15 protein-coding genes and 1 tRNA gene are annotated in these 16638 nt (G+C 61.5%); 11 read left to right on the plus strand and 5 right to left on the minus strand.

Features of this window, described 5'->3' with window-relative positions; translation table 11 throughout:
* The first annotated feature begins 200 nt into the window (after nt 1-200).
* The 8 genes from I2D57_RS03410 to I2D57_RS03445 all read left to right on the plus strand — a co-directional run bounded on the left by I2D57_RS03410 (nt 201) and on the right by I2D57_RS03445 (nt 8405).
* A complete protein-coding gene (locus I2D57_RS03410; RefSeq protein WP_022094575.1) occupies nt 201-464 on the plus strand; it encodes an HPr family phosphocarrier protein in 264 nt (87 codons plus the stop codon).
* Between the two features lie 133 nt (nt 465-597).
* On the plus strand, nt 598-2301 hold the full coding sequence (ptsP, locus tag I2D57_RS03415; protein ID WP_035138206.1) for a phosphoenolpyruvate--protein phosphotransferase: 1704 nt from the start codon (nt 598-600) through the stop codon (nt 2299-2301).
* A gap of 74 nt (nt 2302-2375) precedes the next feature.
* A complete protein-coding gene (locus tag I2D57_RS03420; RefSeq protein WP_006233969.1) occupies nt 2376-3308 on the plus strand; it encodes a 1-phosphofructokinase family hexose kinase in 933 nt (310 codons plus the stop codon).
* Between the two features lie 188 nt (nt 3309-3496).
* Nucleotides 3497-4429, plus strand: coding sequence for a 1-phosphofructokinase family hexose kinase (locus I2D57_RS03425; RefSeq protein ID WP_195361479.1), 933 nt, complete (start codon nt 3497-3499; stop codon nt 4427-4429).
* A 195-nt stretch (nt 4430-4624) separates the two neighbouring features.
* Nucleotides 4625-6019 carry a CCA tRNA nucleotidyltransferase gene (locus I2D57_RS03430; RefSeq protein WP_195361480.1) on the plus strand — a complete coding sequence of 465 codons (1395 nt, stop codon included), beginning with the start codon at nt 4625-4627 and terminating at the stop codon, nt 6017-6019.
* Between the two features lie 123 nt (nt 6020-6142).
* Nucleotides 6143-6219: transfer RNA gene (locus I2D57_RS03435), tRNA-Glu, on the plus strand.
* A 150-nt stretch (nt 6220-6369) separates the two neighbouring features.
* Complete coding sequence (locus I2D57_RS03440; RefSeq protein WP_055309486.1) at nt 6370-7677, plus strand: lysylphosphatidylglycerol synthase transmembrane domain-containing protein; 1308 nt, start codon at nt 6370-6372, stop codon at nt 7675-7677.
* Nucleotides 7678-7793: 116 nt separating this feature from the next.
* Nucleotides 7794-8405, plus strand: coding sequence for a TetR/AcrR family transcriptional regulator (locus I2D57_RS03445; protein WP_157757975.1), 612 nt, complete (start codon nt 7794-7796; stop codon nt 8403-8405).
* Nucleotides 8406-8517: 112 nt separating this feature from the next.
* Here I2D57_RS03445 and I2D57_RS03450 read toward each other — a convergent pair whose 3' ends face one another.
* The 5 genes from I2D57_RS03450 to I2D57_RS03470 all read right to left on the minus strand — a co-directional run bounded on the left by I2D57_RS03450 (nt 8518) and on the right by I2D57_RS03470 (nt 13964).
* Entirely contained in the window at nt 8518-9726 is a 1209-nt protein-coding gene (locus tag I2D57_RS03450; protein ID WP_229055603.1) for an ABC transporter ATP-binding protein, read from the minus strand.
* Nucleotides 9727-9738: 12 nt separating this feature from the next.
* Entirely contained in the window at nt 9739-10761 is a 1023-nt protein-coding gene (locus I2D57_RS03455; RefSeq protein WP_195361481.1) for a FecCD family ABC transporter permease, read from the minus strand.
* Nucleotides 10762-10783: 22 nt separating this feature from the next.
* Nucleotides 10784-12355 (minus strand): ABC transporter substrate-binding protein, encoded by a 1572-nt coding sequence (locus I2D57_RS03460; protein WP_195361482.1) that lies wholly within the window; start codon nt 12353-12355, stop codon nt 10784-10786.
* Between the two features lie 4 nt (nt 12356-12359).
* Entirely contained in the window at nt 12360-12893 is a 534-nt protein-coding gene (locus tag I2D57_RS03465; RefSeq protein WP_035138217.1) for a hypothetical protein, read from the minus strand.
* Nucleotides 12894-13037: 144 nt separating this feature from the next.
* Complete coding sequence (locus tag I2D57_RS03470) at nt 13038-13964, minus strand: sirohydrochlorin cobaltochelatase (protein ID WP_161144935.1); 927 nt, start codon at nt 13962-13964, stop codon at nt 13038-13040.
* 458 nt (nt 13965-14422) lie between these two features.
* Between I2D57_RS03470 and cobM the strand changes: the two genes are divergently transcribed.
* The 3 genes from cobM to I2D57_RS03485 are packed head-to-tail and all read left to right on the plus strand — an operon-like array spanning nt 14423 to nt 16626.
* Nucleotides 14423-15214, plus strand: a complete 792-nt coding sequence (gene cobM / locus I2D57_RS03475; protein ID WP_195361483.1) for a precorrin-4 C(11)-methyltransferase — start codon at nt 14423-14425, stop codon at nt 15212-15214.
* A 1-nt stretch (nt 15215) separates the two neighbouring features.
* Nucleotides 15216-16400, plus strand: coding sequence for a cobalt-precorrin-5B (C(1))-methyltransferase CbiD (cbiD, locus tag I2D57_RS03480; RefSeq protein ID WP_324249191.1), 1185 nt, complete (start codon nt 15216-15218; stop codon nt 16398-16400).
* On the plus strand, nt 16393-16626 hold the full coding sequence (locus I2D57_RS03485) for an SAM-dependent methyltransferase (protein WP_195361484.1): 234 nt from the start codon (nt 16393-16395) through the stop codon (nt 16624-16626). The genes cbiD and I2D57_RS03485 overlap by 8 nt, the downstream gene beginning before the upstream one ends.
* Nucleotides 16627-16638: the final 12 nt, after the last annotated feature.

Consider the following 16638-nt stretch of genomic DNA (forward strand, 5'->3'; position numbering starts at 1 on the left):
GGGTATCGGGTTCCCACATTCATCCGTACATGTACGGATGAATGTGGGAGGTGTTCGGATGAAGTCGATAATCAAGGCTGTCCAACAATTCGTGCGAAACACAATGAAAAACCGTTTGATGTGAGTTAATATAAACAACGTCGTGAATCTGACTCCTGCCACATACATGACAGGGGTTAAACACAAAAAAGGAGTCAACTATGGTTTCTGAGAAGGCTACCCTCGTTAATCCTCAGGGTCTGCACATGCGTCCGGCTGGTCTGTTCGCCTCCACCATGGGCAAGTACGCCTGTGACGTGACGGTCGTCACCCCCGAGAAGGAGGTCAACGGCAAGTCCCCGATGGCCCTCATGGCTGCTGGTATCCCCTGCGGTACCGAGGTCGAGGTCAAGTGCGACGGCGCCGACGAGGCCGAGGCTCTGGCTGCTGCCATCGAGCTCATCAAGAGCGGTCTTGGCGAGTAGAACTCAAACGGGTCGCATGTTGAACAACTAAGTTCATATTTGGGGGCGCAGTGACCTGTTGTAAGGTAGCTGCGCTCTTTTGTCATGGATATGGCAAAACGCTTTATCACATGACACGGAGAGAGGAATGGGAATGTATCAGGGAGTCAACGCTTCCGAGGGCATCGGTATCGGCACCGTCATGGTCGCCGTCGATCCCGACTTGACGTTTGAGCCGCACGAGGTTGCTGATTCGGCAGCGGAGAAGGAGCGCTATCAGTCCGCTCTTTCGGTCTTCTGCGAGAAGACCCAGGCTCAGGCCGACCACATGAAGGAGACGGTGGGCGAGGCCGAGGCCGAGATCATGAGCGGACACATTGTCCTGGCTCAGGATCCGGGCATGACTGACGCCATCAACGCCGCCATTGACGGCGGCACCTGCGCCGAGCAGGCGCTCATGGACACCTCGACCATGTTCGAGAACATGTTCCTGTCCATGGACGACGAGATGTTCCGTCTGCGCGCGGCCGACATCGCCGACATCCGCACCGGTATTCTGGCCGAGCTGCTGGGCAAGGAGGTCGTCGACCTCTCCGTCCTGCCTGAGAACACCGTTGTTGTCGTGCACGACCTCACGCCGTCCATGACCGCCACGATCGATAAGGCCCACGTTGCCGGTATCGTCACCGAGACCGGTGGCCGCACGTCGCACTCCGCGATCATTGCGCGCGCCCTCGAGATCCCGGCTGTCCTTTCGGTTTCCAACAGCTGCACCGCGCTGCGCAACGGTATGACCGTTGTCGTCGACGGTGGCAAGGGTATCGTCGAGGCCGATCCCGACGAGGAGACGCTCGCTGCCTACACCGCCAAGGCCGAGGCCTTCGCTGCCGAGAAGGCAGCCCTCGAGGCCTTCCGTGGCAAGCCGTCCGTGACTGCCGATGGCATCAAGAAGATCATCGCCTGCAACATCGGTAACCCCGATGACGTGCCCAACGCGCTCGATCACGACGCCGAGGCCATCGGTCTGTTCCGCTCCGAGTTCCTGTTCATGGACTCTGCTGAGCTTCCTTCCGAGGAGGAGCAGTTCAACGCCTACCGTAAGGTCGCCAGCGCGCTCAAGGGTGCTCCGGTCATCATCCGCACGCTCGATGTGGGCGGCGACAAGGAGATTCCGTATCTGCACATGGTCAAGGAAGATAACCCCTTCATGGGCTTCCGCGCCGTGCGTTACTGCCTGGCCAATCCCGACCAGTACAAGGTCCAGCTCCGCGCTCTGCTGCGCGCTAGCGCCTTCGGTGACGTCAAGATCATGATCCCGCTCGTCACCTGCGTCGAGGAGGTCTTGGCTGTCAAGGAGCTCGTCGAGCAGTGCAAGGCCGAGCTGACCGAAGAGGGTCGCAAGTTCAACGAGAACATCGAGGTCGGCATCATGGTTGAGACGCCTGCTGCTTCGCTGCTCGCTGACCGTTTGGCCGAGGTCGCCGACTTCTTCTCCATCGGCACCAACGACCTGATCGGTTACACCATGTGCGCCGACCGAGGCAACGACACCATCTCCAACCTGTACCAGGTGTACTATCCCGCCGTGCTCCGCTCGCTTAAGAACATCATCGAGAGCGGCGTGAAGGCCGGCATCATGGTCGGTATGTGCGGCGAGGCCGCTGCTGATCCGCTGCTCGAGCCGCTGCTGATCAGCTGGGGCTTGGAGGAGTTCTCGATGAGCGCTCCGTCGATCCTGCGCGCCCGCAAGACCATCAGCCAGTGGACCAAGGCCGAGTGCGACGAGCTCGCCGAGAAGGCACTCGCCTGCAACACCGCCGCCGAGGTCAAGGCACTGCTCGAGTCCGCAGCTCGCTAATTTGGTATCAGAGGTAACCGCGTGGTTGGAATGGGCCGGCCACGCGGCCCTCACATATACAGGGGGTACTGTAAATGTTCTACACGCTAACCGCTAACCCGGCTGTCGACATGACGGTTTCGAGCTCTCCGCTCGAGCCCGACGAGAACGTCCGCACCGGCTCGGCCAGCTACACGGCTAACGGCAAGGGCCTCGACGTGTCCTTCGCCTTTAAGAAGATGGGCGTCGACACCGTCGCGCTCGGCTTCTTCGCCGGCTTCACAGGCAAGTTCATCGTCGAGGAGGTCATGAACCTGGGTTGCCTCTGCCGCCCGGTCTGGACCGACGGTATCACGCGCATTAACACCTACGTCAACGATGGCCAGCACGAGTACGGCATCCTGAACCCGGGTGCTCCGATCACGCCGCAGCACCAGGAGGAGCTCTACAACATCCTGGACACCGCGGGCGATCTCGAGTGCCTGATCGTCTCCGGCTCCGTGCCTCCCAAAGCTACGCCTGACTTCCTGGCTCAGGTCATGGAGCACGCTCAGGCTCGTGGCGCCGACGTCGTCCTGGACCTGTCCTCCGACAAGCTCAAGGAGCTCGCTCACAAGAAGCCTCTGCTCATCAAGCCGAACCATCACGAGATGAAGGCCATCTTCGGCGTGCCGGTCGACACCGACGACGAGGTTCGCGTTGCCATGAAGATGGCTCACGACGCTGGCGTTCAGAACGTGCTGCTCACCCGTGGTAGCCGCGGCGACGCTTACTTCTCCAACGGCGAGGACATCTGGTACGCCAAGCGTGAGTTCAACATCAAGCTGGTCTCTTCCGTCTGCGCCGGCGACTGCACCCTCGCTGCGTTCCTGCACAAGTGGTACAGGGATCGCGACAACGTCGAGGAGGCCATGAAGCTCGCTATGGCCACCGGCGCCAACGTTGCCGAGTCCGTCGGCATCGGCGACTTCGGTCACGTCGACGAGTACAGCAAGCGCGTTGCTGTCCGCAAGCTCGATCGTCAGTAATCGAAACGCGACATATTCGTGCGCATGCGGCGCCCCGGTTTCGGCTGGGGCGCCTTTTTGTTCCGCCACGGGGGAGAGGTGTCCCGCCGTACTTCATCGCTTCCACACCGTTCACCGAGTTGTCCTAGCCTTTTACCGATGCGTGGAATATACTTTCATTAACACGTTGCTTCGTGAAAGGAACATTCATGATTTACACGCTCACTGCAAATCCCGCCATTGACTACAACATCGCCTGCGACGGCCTTGCTGCCAACACCGTCACGCGTACTCGCAACGCCGTCTATACGCCCAACGGCAAGGGCCTCAACGTCTCGTTTACGCTTGACCACTACGGTGTCGACACCACGATCCTGGGCTTCTTCGCTGGCTTCTCGGGCGAGTTCATCGTCAAGGGCGCCGAGGCCCTGGGCGTGCCCGTCAAGCCCGTGTGGACCGACGGCATCACGCGCGTCAACGTGTTCCTCAATGCCGGCCCCGACACCGAGTACAACATGGTCAACGCCGGTGCCGCCATCAACGAGGCCAATGAGCAGGAGATGTTTGAGCTCATCGATTCGCTCGATGACATGACCTGCCTGGTCATCAGCGGCTCGCTGCCTCCCAACACTTCCGAGGGCTTCCTGGCCGAGGTTCTGCGCCGCGTCAAGGCCAAGGGTGCCGAGTTCGTTCTCGACATTTCGAGCCATCAGCTGGCAGATCTCATTGCCATGGAGCCGCTGCTGATCAAGCCCAATGACGACGAGTTGCTCGATATCTTTGGCATTAAGGTGAGCGGTGGCGACGATGAGTCTGTTAAGGGCGCAATGGCTGAGCTTCATGCCAAGGGCGCCAAGAACGTGCTGCTGACCCTCGGTGGCGCCGGTGCGTACTTCTCCAACGGCAAGCACATCTGGTTTGCCAACCGCACCTTCGACGTCAAGCTGCTGTCGACGGTGTGTGCTGGCGATTCCTCGCTCGCTGCCTTCCTGTCCGTGTGGCATGACGCCCCCGAGCGCGTCGAGGACGCCCTGCGCCTGTCGATGGCCACCGGCGCCAACGTGGTCGAGTGCCCCGGTTTGGGCGATTTTGCCAAGGTGGACGAATATAAGAAGCACATCGAGGTTCGCCAGGTCTGCTAGCCGCATCGATACATCGTTGCCGAACACCCGCTTTGGATTACCAAGGCGGGTGTTTTTTGCGCGCTGAACATATGTGGTGTCTGCTGTCTCGTTTTATCGAATCGACGACGCGATTGCGTGTGCGCGCTTTCTCGTTTCTTGTTAGACTTCTTGAGAACCATCGATTAACGCTCACAAGTGCAGGAGGCCATAGGCATGTGCAATGTTTCGCTCAACGGTATGCAACCGTCCGATGCGTCCCTACGCGTCCTGCGCGCGCTTGAGGCGGCTGGTCTTGAGGCTTGGTACGTGGGCGGTTGGGTGCGCGACGCCCTGATGGGGTGCCCCAGCCACGATGTTGATATGTGCTGTAACGGCCTGTGGCAGGAGTCCAAGGCGGCGCTCGAGGCCGCCGGCATCGTGGTTGTGGAGTCGGGCATTAAATTTGGCGGAATCACGGCTATTTCCGATGGCGAGCGTATCGAGGTCACCACGTACCGTCTGGATGGCTTCTATACCGATGGGCGCCATCCTCAGAGCGTCGAGCGCGCCGCCTCGCTCGAGGACGATCTGGCGCGCCGCGACTTTACCGTCAACGCCATGGCCTGGCATCCCGAGCGCGGGCTTGTCGACCGCTACGACGGCCAGGGTGACTTGGAGCGCAAGCTGATTCGCGCTGTCGGCGATCCCAAGCGTCGCTTTAACGAGGATGCCCTGCGCATGCTGCGCGCGGTGCGCTTTGCCTGCCGCCTGGACTTTATGATTGAGCCCGAGACCAAGCGTGCGCTTGCCGAGTGCGCGCCGCTGCTCGATGCCGTAGCGCGCGAGCGTGTGGGTATTGAGCTCGAGGGCATTCTTTCGACCGGTCACGGGGGAGACGCCATGTTGCGCTACCCTGAGCTCATCTGCGCCGCTGTGCCCGAGTTGGCAGCGGGTCGCGGGTTTGATCAGCGAAGTGTCTATCATGCGTTTAACGTCTACGAGCATATCGCCCGTGTGCTGACGGTGGCAGGGGAGCTGGCGCTGTGCGACGGCGTCGCGCCATCGTCGAGCCTTATGTGGGCGGCGTTTTTGCACGATGTCTCCAAGCCCGAGTGCTTTACGGTCGATCACGCCGGCAGCGGACACTTCTACGGTCATCCCGAGCTCGGCGCCAAGAAAGCGCGCGTCATTATGGATCGCCTGGCACTCTCGCACGACCTGGTGCGCGACGTTTGCCTGCTCATCAAATATCACGATAAGGCGCTGCGCCCCGAGCGCTCCTGCCTGCTCAATATGATGCGCGCACTTTCGGGTGAGGGCGTCGACACGGCCCGCCTGATTGACGAGCTCATGGACCTCAAGCGTGCTGACACGCTTGGCAAGGCCCCATCGTGCTTCTATTACGTTGAGACGATTGAGGAGATGCGCGCGCTGGCGCACGAGCTGCTGAAGGCAGGGGAGCCCCATACGCTCAAGATGCTCGCCATCAACGGCGGCGACCTGATCCGTGCCGGAGTCAAGCCCGGGCCGGAACTGGGTCAGCTTCTCAACTCCGCCCTCGACGCCGTGATCGAAGATAACATCACCAACGAGCGCGAAGCACTCCTGGCTCACTTGCACCTGGGGTAGCTAATTTACCTGCGTGTTCCATAACCTGCCGACAATTTTTCGGCAATTTGGAATTTCTTCTTGCGCTGACGTTTTTTGTCCCGTAATATATTTCCTCGCAGCACGGCAGTGCAGATGTCATGTGGCCCGTTCGTCTAGCGGTTTAGGACGCCGCCCTCTCAAGGCGGAGATCACCAGTTCGAATCTGGTACGGGCTACCATACATCTGATACCCGGCCTTCCCATGGAAGGTCGGGTTTTTTATTTTCAAACAACCGTCTGCAATTCCCGTTTGAACCAGAGCTTTGCGTTCTGCCTATGGCCCTTACGGGTACAATATCCAAGATATTTTGACTGTTAGAAGGAGTCTCATGACGGAGTCCTCTCAGCATACGTCTAAGCCCCAGGTCGAGGTTGAGGCCTCGGGCGGAGATGACAATAAGAGCGCACGCCGCGGCGCCATCTTTATCGGCGTCGTGCTGGTAGGTTATATCGTCTATCTGGTGGTAACCGGGCAGATGGGGCAGTTCTGGGCCGCTATGTCGAGCGTCCAGGCGTCATGGCTCGTTGTCGCGTGTCTTTGCATGTTCATGTACCTGTTCTTTGGCATTGTGGCCTATGCGATCGCCGTCTGGCTCGATCCCAATTCGCCCGTCGGCATCCGCGACCTGATCTCGGTCGAGGCGAGTGGCATCTTCTTTGGTAACCTGACGCCCATGATGATGGGCTCCACCCCGGCTCAAATCTATCGCCTGACCAAGGCCGGCCAAAACGTGGGCGAGGCCGGCGCCACGCAATTCACGCGTTTTATCGTGTACCAGTTTGGCCTCGTTGCCTGGGGCGCTATCCTACTGCTTGCTCGCATGCCGTTTTTTGCCGAGCGCTATGGCGACATGACGTTGCTGTGCGTCTTTAGCTTTGGTGGGCACTGCTGCATCTTGCTGGGCATCTTCGCCGTCGCGCTCATGCCTAAGACCGTCACGCGCGTCGCCCATTGCATCATCAATTGGCTTGAGCGCATTGGTGTCTCGGCCACTAAGATCGAGGGATGGCGCACGTTTGTCGATGGCGAGATCTACTCCTTCTCCGAGAAGTTCAAGCTTTCGGCCGGACATTTTTCTTCCATGCTGCTCACGGTGGTCATCACCATGCTGCAGCTCGCGTTTTTCTATCTGGTGCCGTATTTCCTGATGCTTGCCTTTGGCCACCACGAGGTCGACTTTTTCTCGGTCATGGCCGCGAGCGCCTTTGTCCAGCTGCTGAGCTCTGCGGTTCCCTTGCCCGGTGGAACTGGTGGCGCTGAGGGCGGCTTTGCATTGTTCTTGGGTCATTTCTTTGGGTCGGCTTCGACCGCCGGCTATCTGCTGTGGCGCCTCATTACGTTTATTGCGCCGACCATTTTGGCTGCGCCCCTGCTGGGACTTAAGAGCGCCCACAACGAGAGCATCCATGCGCGCTGGGATCGTGTGATGCGCAAGCTCGGCCGCACACCTCAGACGCCCTCTGCGCCCACTATGCCGCACCCCACGAATGCTGTTACCGTTGATCCCAAGAAGCGCGCTCAGAAGGCTTCTGGGACCGCTAAGCCGGCTCATAAAGCCTATGTGCGCCAGACAGGCGATGGTATTCGCGTATCTCCGTCGGCACTCAATAAGAAGAAGCATCCCAAGTCGCAGTAGGGCAGTCGTGCGTTCTTCATGATGCGGGGCATATTTGTGCTGTATGGGGGATAATCCTCTTACGTAGATTATCTCTCATCTGTTGATGAATGCTTGCATATCGAAGGGACACGCCCATGGCAACCAGCAAACCGCGTCTTGATCGCCGCATCGTTCGCAGCCGTAATGCCATCCTTTCGGCTTTCGAGCGCCTGCTCATGGAAAAGCCGCTGGCAGACATTACGGTGAGTGCCATCGCACGCGAGGCCAATGTCGACCGCAAAACCTTCTACGTTCACTTTGGTACGGTTGACGGCCTGCTCGATGCCATTGCCGTCGATGTTGTGGAGATGATTGTCGACTCGGTCGAGAAAACGCTTGCTTCCATGGACGGCGACACCAACGAGCGCGCCCTTGGCGCGGCGGCGACCTTCTTTAAAACCGTTAACGAGGCGCTGTGCAACAACCTCGTGCTCAATCGTCAGCTGATCGAGAACATTCCGCTCGATGATTTTATGGCTCGTCTTCGTGCACCGCTCGAGCACGAGATTGCCGAGCGCGATCTGCTGCCCCAAGGTCTCAAGGACGAGATGTTCGACTACTATCTGGCGTTTTTGCTGTCGGGTATTATCGGTATCTATCGCACGTGGGCGCTGTCTGACGGCTCGGTTCCTATTGAGCGCGTCTCTGAGGTCGCCAACGACCTGACTCTCAACGGCCTGTCGAGTCTGGAATCTCGCTTGGACTAGGCCTAGTTGGGCTCGTCGGCGTGGAAATTCTTGTTCACGAGGTTCTCCGGCGCCTTGTAGACCTCGCCGGCGTAGGAGCTGTAGCCTGAGGATCCTTAAAATAAAGTCCAGTTTATCCTTCCCACTCTAATTGGGAATCCTCCGATGCGCCTTCGCACGCTCGCACGACCTCGATACCATGCGAGCGTGCGAACTCGACGAGCTCTGCGTTGCGTGCGTTTATAGTGCCGAAGGCGGCGGGGCACACGATAAGGAGCACGCAGTGGACGAGGAGCTCTTTGGCGCGGGCTATGGTTTTATCCCCGATCGGCTCGAAGGCGCGCTCGGCCACGCATTCCGTCGCCAGGTCGCGCGCGAGCTCGCAGTCGATGTCCCCTTCGTGCAGAACGCCCGCGTAGAACGCCTTGCCCTGCCGAATGAGCTGGCGAAACACAGCCGACCCCGTACCTGCGCCGGCGATGACGAACGTGTGCGCATCGCCGTGTGGGCGCCCAATTTCCACGCTGCCGAAGCGCTCGTTGAAGGTGCCATGTTGAAGGCCGTAGAGCTCGCCAATTGTCTCGCGCGTGAATATGTCCTCGGGTGCGCCGGCGCGGAAGACCCGGCCGTCCTTCACGCAAATCACCTTGTCGGCGCTTTTCTGCGCGAGCTCGAGTTCGTGGATGGACATGATGACAGCAACATTCCGCGATTTCGCAAGGTGGCGAAGTATTCGCAGCAGGTCGATCTGGTAGCGGATATCGAGATACGACGTGGGCTCGTCGAGCACGAGCACACGCGGATCCTGCGCGATGGCGCGTGCGAGCATGACGCGCTGGCGTTGCCCATCGCTTATCTGCATGAAGTCGCGCTCGGCGAACTCTTCCACATGTGCGGTTTTCATGGCCTCGTCGACCCGACTATGGTCGTCGGGCGAGAGTGTGCCCATTCGCCCGGTGTAGGGATGCCTTCCCGCCTCTATGATATCGCGGCAGGTGAGGAGCTCGGTCCGGGGTCGATCTGTCAGCATAACGGCAAGGTTCCTTGCGAACTCCGCCGTCTTCCATCGGGAAATCTCCCGCCCGTCGAGCTCGACCGCGCCGGCAAGCGGTGCCAGATGGCGTGTGATGGTTTTCAAGATGGTCGACTTGCCCGAGCCGTTCGGCCCGATGAGCGCCACGACGTCGCCCGCGCGAACCTCCAGCTCGACGCCTTCGACTACGACCTTCTTGTCGTAGCCCGCCGACAGGTCGCTTATGCGGAAAAGCGGCGCTCCGTCAGCCTTCGTTGCGACCGGGGTTTCGAGGTTCGACTCCCCTCTGAGCGTTTTGGGCCGCGGCATGAATTCCCCCATCTACCTCACACGTTTCTTCAACATGAGTGCGATAACCACCGGCGCGCCGAAGATGGCGGTGACGGCGCTGATGGAAAGCTCGACGGGGGAGAACAGCGTGCGCGCGATCAAATCGCAGCCCGCGCAGAAGATGGCGCCTCCCAAGAAGCACGCAGGAATCACGCGGATAGGCTTCGACGACTTCAGCGCCGACTTAACGAGATGCGGAACCGCGATGCCTACGAACGACACCGGACCAGCGAACGCGGTCACGCAGGCGGAGAGCATGCTCGCTAGAAGGACGAGCACCACGCGGAAGCGTGCGACGTTCACGCCGACGCTTTTCGCGTAGGCTTCTCCCAGCTGGAAGGCGGAAAGGGGCTTCGATATCGCGAATACGCATGCGCTCACGGTGATCACCACGACCGCGATGACCGCGATGTCGTCCCAGCTCGAACCCGAGAAGCTACCCGAAGACCAGTTGTGCAGGTTCACGATGGACTGGTCGTCGGCGAAGGCGATGAGGAAGTTCGTCGCCGCCGAGCAGATGTATCCCACCATGACGCCCGCCACGATGAGTATGGCCATGGAACTTATGCGCCGTGCGATGAGGAGCACGAAGCCGATGGTGATAAGCGATCCCAGAAACGCTGCGGCCACCATGGCCGGCGAGGACATGGCCTGGTTCGCGCCCAGAAGCACGATCATCGTAAGCGCGACGACGAACTTTGCGCCCGAGGAGACGCCCAAGATGAACGGGTCGGCGATGGGGTTGTTGAAAAACGTCTGCAGCAGGAACCCGGAGAGCGAAAGTGCCCCGCCGAGAAGCACGGCTGAAAGCACGCGCGGCAGGCGAATCTCCCAGATGACTTGGCTTTCCATGGAATTGGCCGCGCCGCCCGAAAGGATGCCGGGGATGTGGTCTGCGGGCACGAGCACGCTCCCGATGCACAGGTTGGCCCCGACGAGCACGATGAGGACAACAGCGAGCAGCGCCGTCACGACGCGACACCGTGCGACGCGCCCCGATTCGTCGTATGCCATGGAAAGTCGGCTTCTCATGGTGCTAGCCGAGCTTCCTCAGATAATGGAAGTCGCTCGCGTCATCGCCGGTGAACGCCCCGTGCAGCTCGTCGATAATGTCGGCGGTAGAAGTCATCTGCTGGTACATGTCGGCGCTTGTGACCCAGACGTTGCCGTTCTTCACGGCTTTGAACTGCGACAATAGCGCGTTTTTGCTTACGAAGTCGTTTAAGGTGGCAACCGATTCGTCGATGGTGCCGTTGTAGACGATGATGTCGGCATCCTTCGCCGTCGCGTAGAAGCGCTCCATTTCGAGCGTTACTGACGAACCTGACGTCGACGCCGTCTGCGCGTCATCGAGCGCGTAGTTGCCGCCTGCAAGCTCGATCATCTGCGCCACGTAGTCGCCCGCCCGCCGCGTGACGGCGGCCCCGTTTGAGTTAATGTAGAAATGCGCCACGGTTTTACCTGACGACGCGAGCCCCGACGTTTGCTCGACGCGGGCCTTCTGCTCGTTGAACAGGTGCGCGGCCTCGTCTTCCTTGTCGAGCAGGACGCCGAAAAGCTTAATCCACTCGACGCGCCCGAGTGCTTCAGGCTCGCTCGACGACTGTTCGGTGAGCACGACGAGTCCGAGTTTCTGCAGCTTTTCCTTCACATCGGGTGTGTGGTTGATCATGGTGTTCTCGATGGCGAGCGTGCAGCCCGAGGCCGATATTCGCTCGTAGTCGGGCGCGCTGTACTTGCCGCCGTAGGCGATCGCCCCACTTTCGAGTGCGCTTTTGAAGCCCGCGACCGAGCAATCGTCGGCCTTCGTGCCCGACATGATGATATTGTCGTTCGCATCGAGCGCGTCTACCAGGCACATCGTCGCCGACGACACGAGGTACACCTTGTTGGCGGGGCGCCTTATGACCGCGATGTCAGAGCTCAACCCATCAGGTACCTTCTCATCCTGCGGTACCACGAGGAAGCGCTCCCCGTTCGAAACGCAGATAAGCCGCAGGCCGCCTTCGAACTCGTCGACAGTGAAGTGCTTGGCGTATTCAAGCTGAAGCGTCCCCGTCGGCTCCCAGCCGCAGCCCAAATCTGGGTTGTGGAAGTCGGCCGCGGCGCTTGAAGCCGTTCCCGCGGGGGAGTCGCCGCTTGCATCGTCGCCCGATTTCTCCTTCATGGTGGATGAGTCGAAGCGGAGCGTGTAGTCGATGGTGTGCGGCGTCGACATGGCGACGGTCTCGGCCGACACGGCGATGTCCTCGTCGAGCGTGACGGGTATCTCGAACGTGGAGTTGCCGCCGTCGTTTATGGGCGCGTAGTCCACGCCGTCGACGGTCATCTTGTCGTAGTTCGAACTCGACCAGGTGATGGTCGCGGTGTAGGTGTCGCCATCCTTCACAATTGTGGTTGGTGAGGCGATGCTTGCGCGCCCTGACCCGCCGGAAAGCGAGACGCTCACAGTGTATTCCTGAGAGCCCGTCGTGGCACCGGTCGCGTTCGGGCTCGCACTGCACCCCGCGAAGGGAAGCGCGAACAGGGCGACGAGAACGCAGGCGATCGCGCGCACCGCGATGCTGCGACGCTTCCTGCTTTCCCCCTTGGGAAGAATCGACCGCATGGCGTTACTTCAGTGCGTCGGCGCGCAGATCGACGCCGGCGGATTCGAACACGAGCGTGCGGTCGTACCACTGCTCTTTTCTAATACTCCACGCGGCGCAGGCGGTGTCCTCGTCGAGCGCTTCAACGGGCACGTCGTAGGTGTACTTGCCTTCCGCGTTTTCCACATAGGGGATGAAGTCGGCCTCGCTCGCGGCGGCAGCCTCGTCGCCCGTGCCCATGAAGAGCTTGCCGTAGCCCGTGCCGGAAAGCGTCATCACGCAGTGCATGGAGCCGTTTTCCACGATGAGCTGGGCGTCCACAATCCTGAACATGTTCGAGCTGGAATCTACGGTGATCGGATAGGTGCCGTCGGCCACCTTGTCGGCGGTGATGGGGGCAGCGCTTGCGCCCTCGGGCGCATCGGCCGCCTGTTCGGTCTTTTCCTGGGAATCGGCATCGCTTGCCTTTGCGCTGTCGATTGAATTTCCGCCGCAGCCGGCGAGCGAGAACGCGAAAAGCGCCGCCGACAGGGCGAAGGCGAGGGTTTTCTTCAACATGGAGGGGTTCCTTTCAATCGCTTCGACCGCCCGCGCCGTGCGGTGGGCGGGCGGGATGCGAATGCAACGGGCATGCACCGTCAGTCGGGGAAGGCGCATGCCCGTTGCACGGGGACGCGACCGGCGCCCCCGTGCGCGGCGAGTTTACAGCTTGGCGATGGCGTCGTCCACGTGCGAGACGTAGATGTCGTCGACCGCGACGTTCTGTCCCAGACCCTGGAGCAGGCACGTCACTTCGAAGCCGGCGGCCACGAACTTCGCAGCCCAGCTGTCGGGGTCGGTCTCGTCTGCCATGTCGTTGTTCGCGTGGTCGCCCGCGACCACCATGAACGGCGCGAGCACGGCCTTCTTGTAGCCTGCGGCGCTCGCGGCGGCGATAACATCCTCGCAGGTCGGTTCAGCCTCGACGGTGCCGACGAAGAACTGCGTCAAGCCCTCGTTCTTAAACACTTCCTGCATCTTGGCATAGTCGGCGTTGGAATCGGCTTCGGTGCCGTGGCCCATGAGGCACAGCGCCGTCTTGCCGTCGTCGAAGGACGCCATGTTCTCCTTAATGGCGGCGGCCACCTTCTTGTAGTCGTCGTCGGAGGTGAGCAGCGGGTCGCCGAGCGAGATCTTGTCGAACTTGTCGGCGTACTTGTCGAGCTCGTCTTTCACGTCGGCGTATTCCAGGCCAGCCATGAGATGCGTCGGCTGCACGACGATTTCCTTCACGCCGTCTTCCACGCAGCGGTCGAGCGCCTCGGTCATGTTGTCGATCGTGATGCCGTCGCGCTTCTTCAGCTTGTCGATGATGATCTGCGCGGTGAAGGCGCGGCGGATGTCGTAGTCCTGCCAGTACTTCTCGCGGATAGCGTCTTCGATGGCGCCGATGGTGATGTGGCGCGAGTCGTTGTAGCTCGTGCCGAAGCTCGTGACGAGGATGACCGGCTTCACGGCCTTCTCCTTTTCGCTCGATTTCTCGGAACTCGCGGAGGTGCTGGAGCAGCCCGCGAGCGCGACTCCGGCGAGCGCGAAGGCTCCGGTTGCTGCGGCGCCCATGAAGCCGCGGCGTGACATCTGGTCGGACATGGTTTTTCCTTTCCTCGGTTTGCCGGTCCCCCGGCGACAGTTGCTTGTCGGCACAAGCGAAAGAAAAGCGCACCCCTCGGGGTTCACAAGGAGCTAACGCCACGGCGATGCCGTGAGGAAAAGGCGAAGCAGTCTGGCTTGGGGCGCGAGGCGGTTCGCCCGTGCGTCCTATACAGTAATGTCCCTTGCCCAGGATTCCCACCTGGTTCCCTCCGCAAGCCAGCGCGGGCTGTGCGGGCGCCGCGCCGGTCATTTCCTTTTATCCGATTGTCATATGCTCGTTGCCGAATCTTTTACTATGATAGTGGGCACTTTTGAACGTGTCAAAGCCAGGGCGGGCGGCATTGCGCCTCCTGCCTGCGTATTTGCGCCGATTGCCGCTGCGGGCGCCGTGTTTTGGCCGCTGCGCGAATGGCAGCGTAAACGGTTGCGATGAGAAACGGGAAGGGAAGGCTCGGATGATTCATATCGTTGGCGCTGGCTCGGGCGCCGCCGACCTTATCACGCTGCGCGGGGCGCGCCTTTTGCGCGCGGCCGACGTGGTCGTTTGGGCGGGGAGCCTTGTGAACCCCGAGCTGCTCGCCGAGTGCAAGGAATCCTGCATCGTCTACGACAGCGCGCACATGACCTTGGAGGAAGTGCTCGACGTGATGTGCGCGGCAGATGCGCGGGGCGAGGAAGTGGTGCGCCTGCACACGGGCGACCCGTGCCTGTACGGCGCCATCCAGGAGCAGATGGACGCGCTCGACGCGCGCGGCGTGGACTACGAGGTGGTGCCCGGCGTGTCGAGCTTTTGCGGTGCCGCGGCGGCGCTTCGCCAGGAATATACGCTGCCGGGAATCAGCCAGTCGGTCGTGATCACGCGGCTTTCCGGGCGCACCCCCATGCCCGCGGGCGAGGGCATGCGCACCATGGCGGAAAGCGGCTCGACTATGGTCATCTTCCTGAGCTCGGGTATGCTCGCCGAGCTTTCCGCCGAGCTTTTGGCCGCGGGCCGCAGCTCCGATGAGCCGGCGGCGCTCGTGTACAAGGCGACCTGGCCTGAGGAGCGCGTGGTGCGATGCACAGTGGGCACGCTCGCCGATGCGGGCGCGCGAGAGGGCATCGACCGCACGGCGCTCGTGGTGGTGGGCCGCGTGCTCGGAGCTCGCGGCAGGCTTGCACACAACGGCGCGCAAGCGGAGTCGTACGAGCGCAGCAAGCTTTACGACCCTTCGTTTTCCACGGGGTATCGGAAGGCGAGCAGCTAGCGTGGCCTTCGAGCACTACATATATACCGGGACGACCCGCCTGCGCTGCGGCTACACCACGGGGAGCTGCGCCGCGCTCGCGGCGAAGGCGGCCTGCGAGATGCTCTTGTCACGAAAGCCCGTCGGCCTCGTGTCGATCGTCACCCCCGGCGGGCTGCCCGTCGAGGCGAACGTGGTCGACGCATGCATCGGCGAGGGGTGCGCCCAGTGTGCCGTGCGAAAGGACGCAGGCGACGATGCCGATGTGACCGACGGCGTGCTCGTGTACGCGCGCGTGGAACATGCGGGGTCGGGCACGGGCGCTGCGGGCAGCAAGGACGTACCCGCGCACGAATCGGAAGTTTCCGTCGACGGCGGCGTGGGCGTGGGGCGCGTGACGTTGCCCGGGCTCGAGCAGCCGGTGGGGGCGGCCGCCATCAACGCGACGCCGCGCGCGATGATCACTTCGGCGGTGCGCGAGGTGTGCGCCGTGCACGGCTTTTCTGGAGATATTGCTGTGACAATTTCGGTACCCGAGGGTGTTGCCCTTGCCGAAAAGACCTTCAACCCGCACCTGGGGATAAAGGACGGCATCTCCATCCTGGGCACGACGGGCATCGTCGAGCCGCGCAGCCTCGCTGCCTTGCGCGACAGTATCGAGCTCGAGATCCGGCAGCATGCGGCTATGGGGCGGTGCGGAGTCGTGCTCACGCCCGGCAACTACGGCGGGCAGTTCATCTCGGGGCATTTCCACCTAAACGGTGCGCCGGTGGTCTTCATCTCCAACTTCGTGGGCGATGCGATTGATTGCTGCATTCGCGAGGGATTTACCAATGTCCTTCTTGTGGGACACATCGGCAAGTTGGTGAAGGTCGCGGGCGGTATCATGGACACCCATTCGCGTACCGCCGACTGCCGCGCGGAGATTCTGGCCGCTCACGCGGCCATGGCCGGCGCGGGCGCGAAGACCGTGCGCGAGATCATGACGTCCGTCACGACCACGGCGGCACTCGAGGTAATCGAGGCCGCCGGCGTGGGGGACGCTGCGTGCGCCTCGCTCGCTGCGGCAATCGAGGACAGGTTGCGCCGCCGCGCGGCGGGCGCATGCGACATCGCCGCGGTCGTGTTCGACGCCGAGCGCCGCGAGCTTTTCCGCACGTCGGGCGCCGATGCAGTTATCGGGGTATTGGGGGCGACGTATGAGTAAAGGCGTGCTGTACGAGGTGGGCCGCGCAATCGGCTGGCCGGGGACGAAGGTGGTCATGAAGGCGCGCCGCTCGCTTGCGGACACGAAGCGCATTCTTCGCGAGGAGGGCGCCTTTGACGGTGCCGAGCTCGTAGAGGACTGTGGGCTTCCGGGCGAGCGCGTGTACCGCTCGCTTGACGATGTGCCCGATCGGGGCAGCTACTTCTCGACGATGGTGGTGCGCTAGATGAGGATTTCC

The sequence above is a fragment of the Collinsella aerofaciens genome, assembly GCF_015553355.1.
Lineage (GTDB): Bacteria > Actinomycetota > Coriobacteriia > Coriobacteriales > Coriobacteriaceae > Collinsella > Collinsella aerofaciens_V.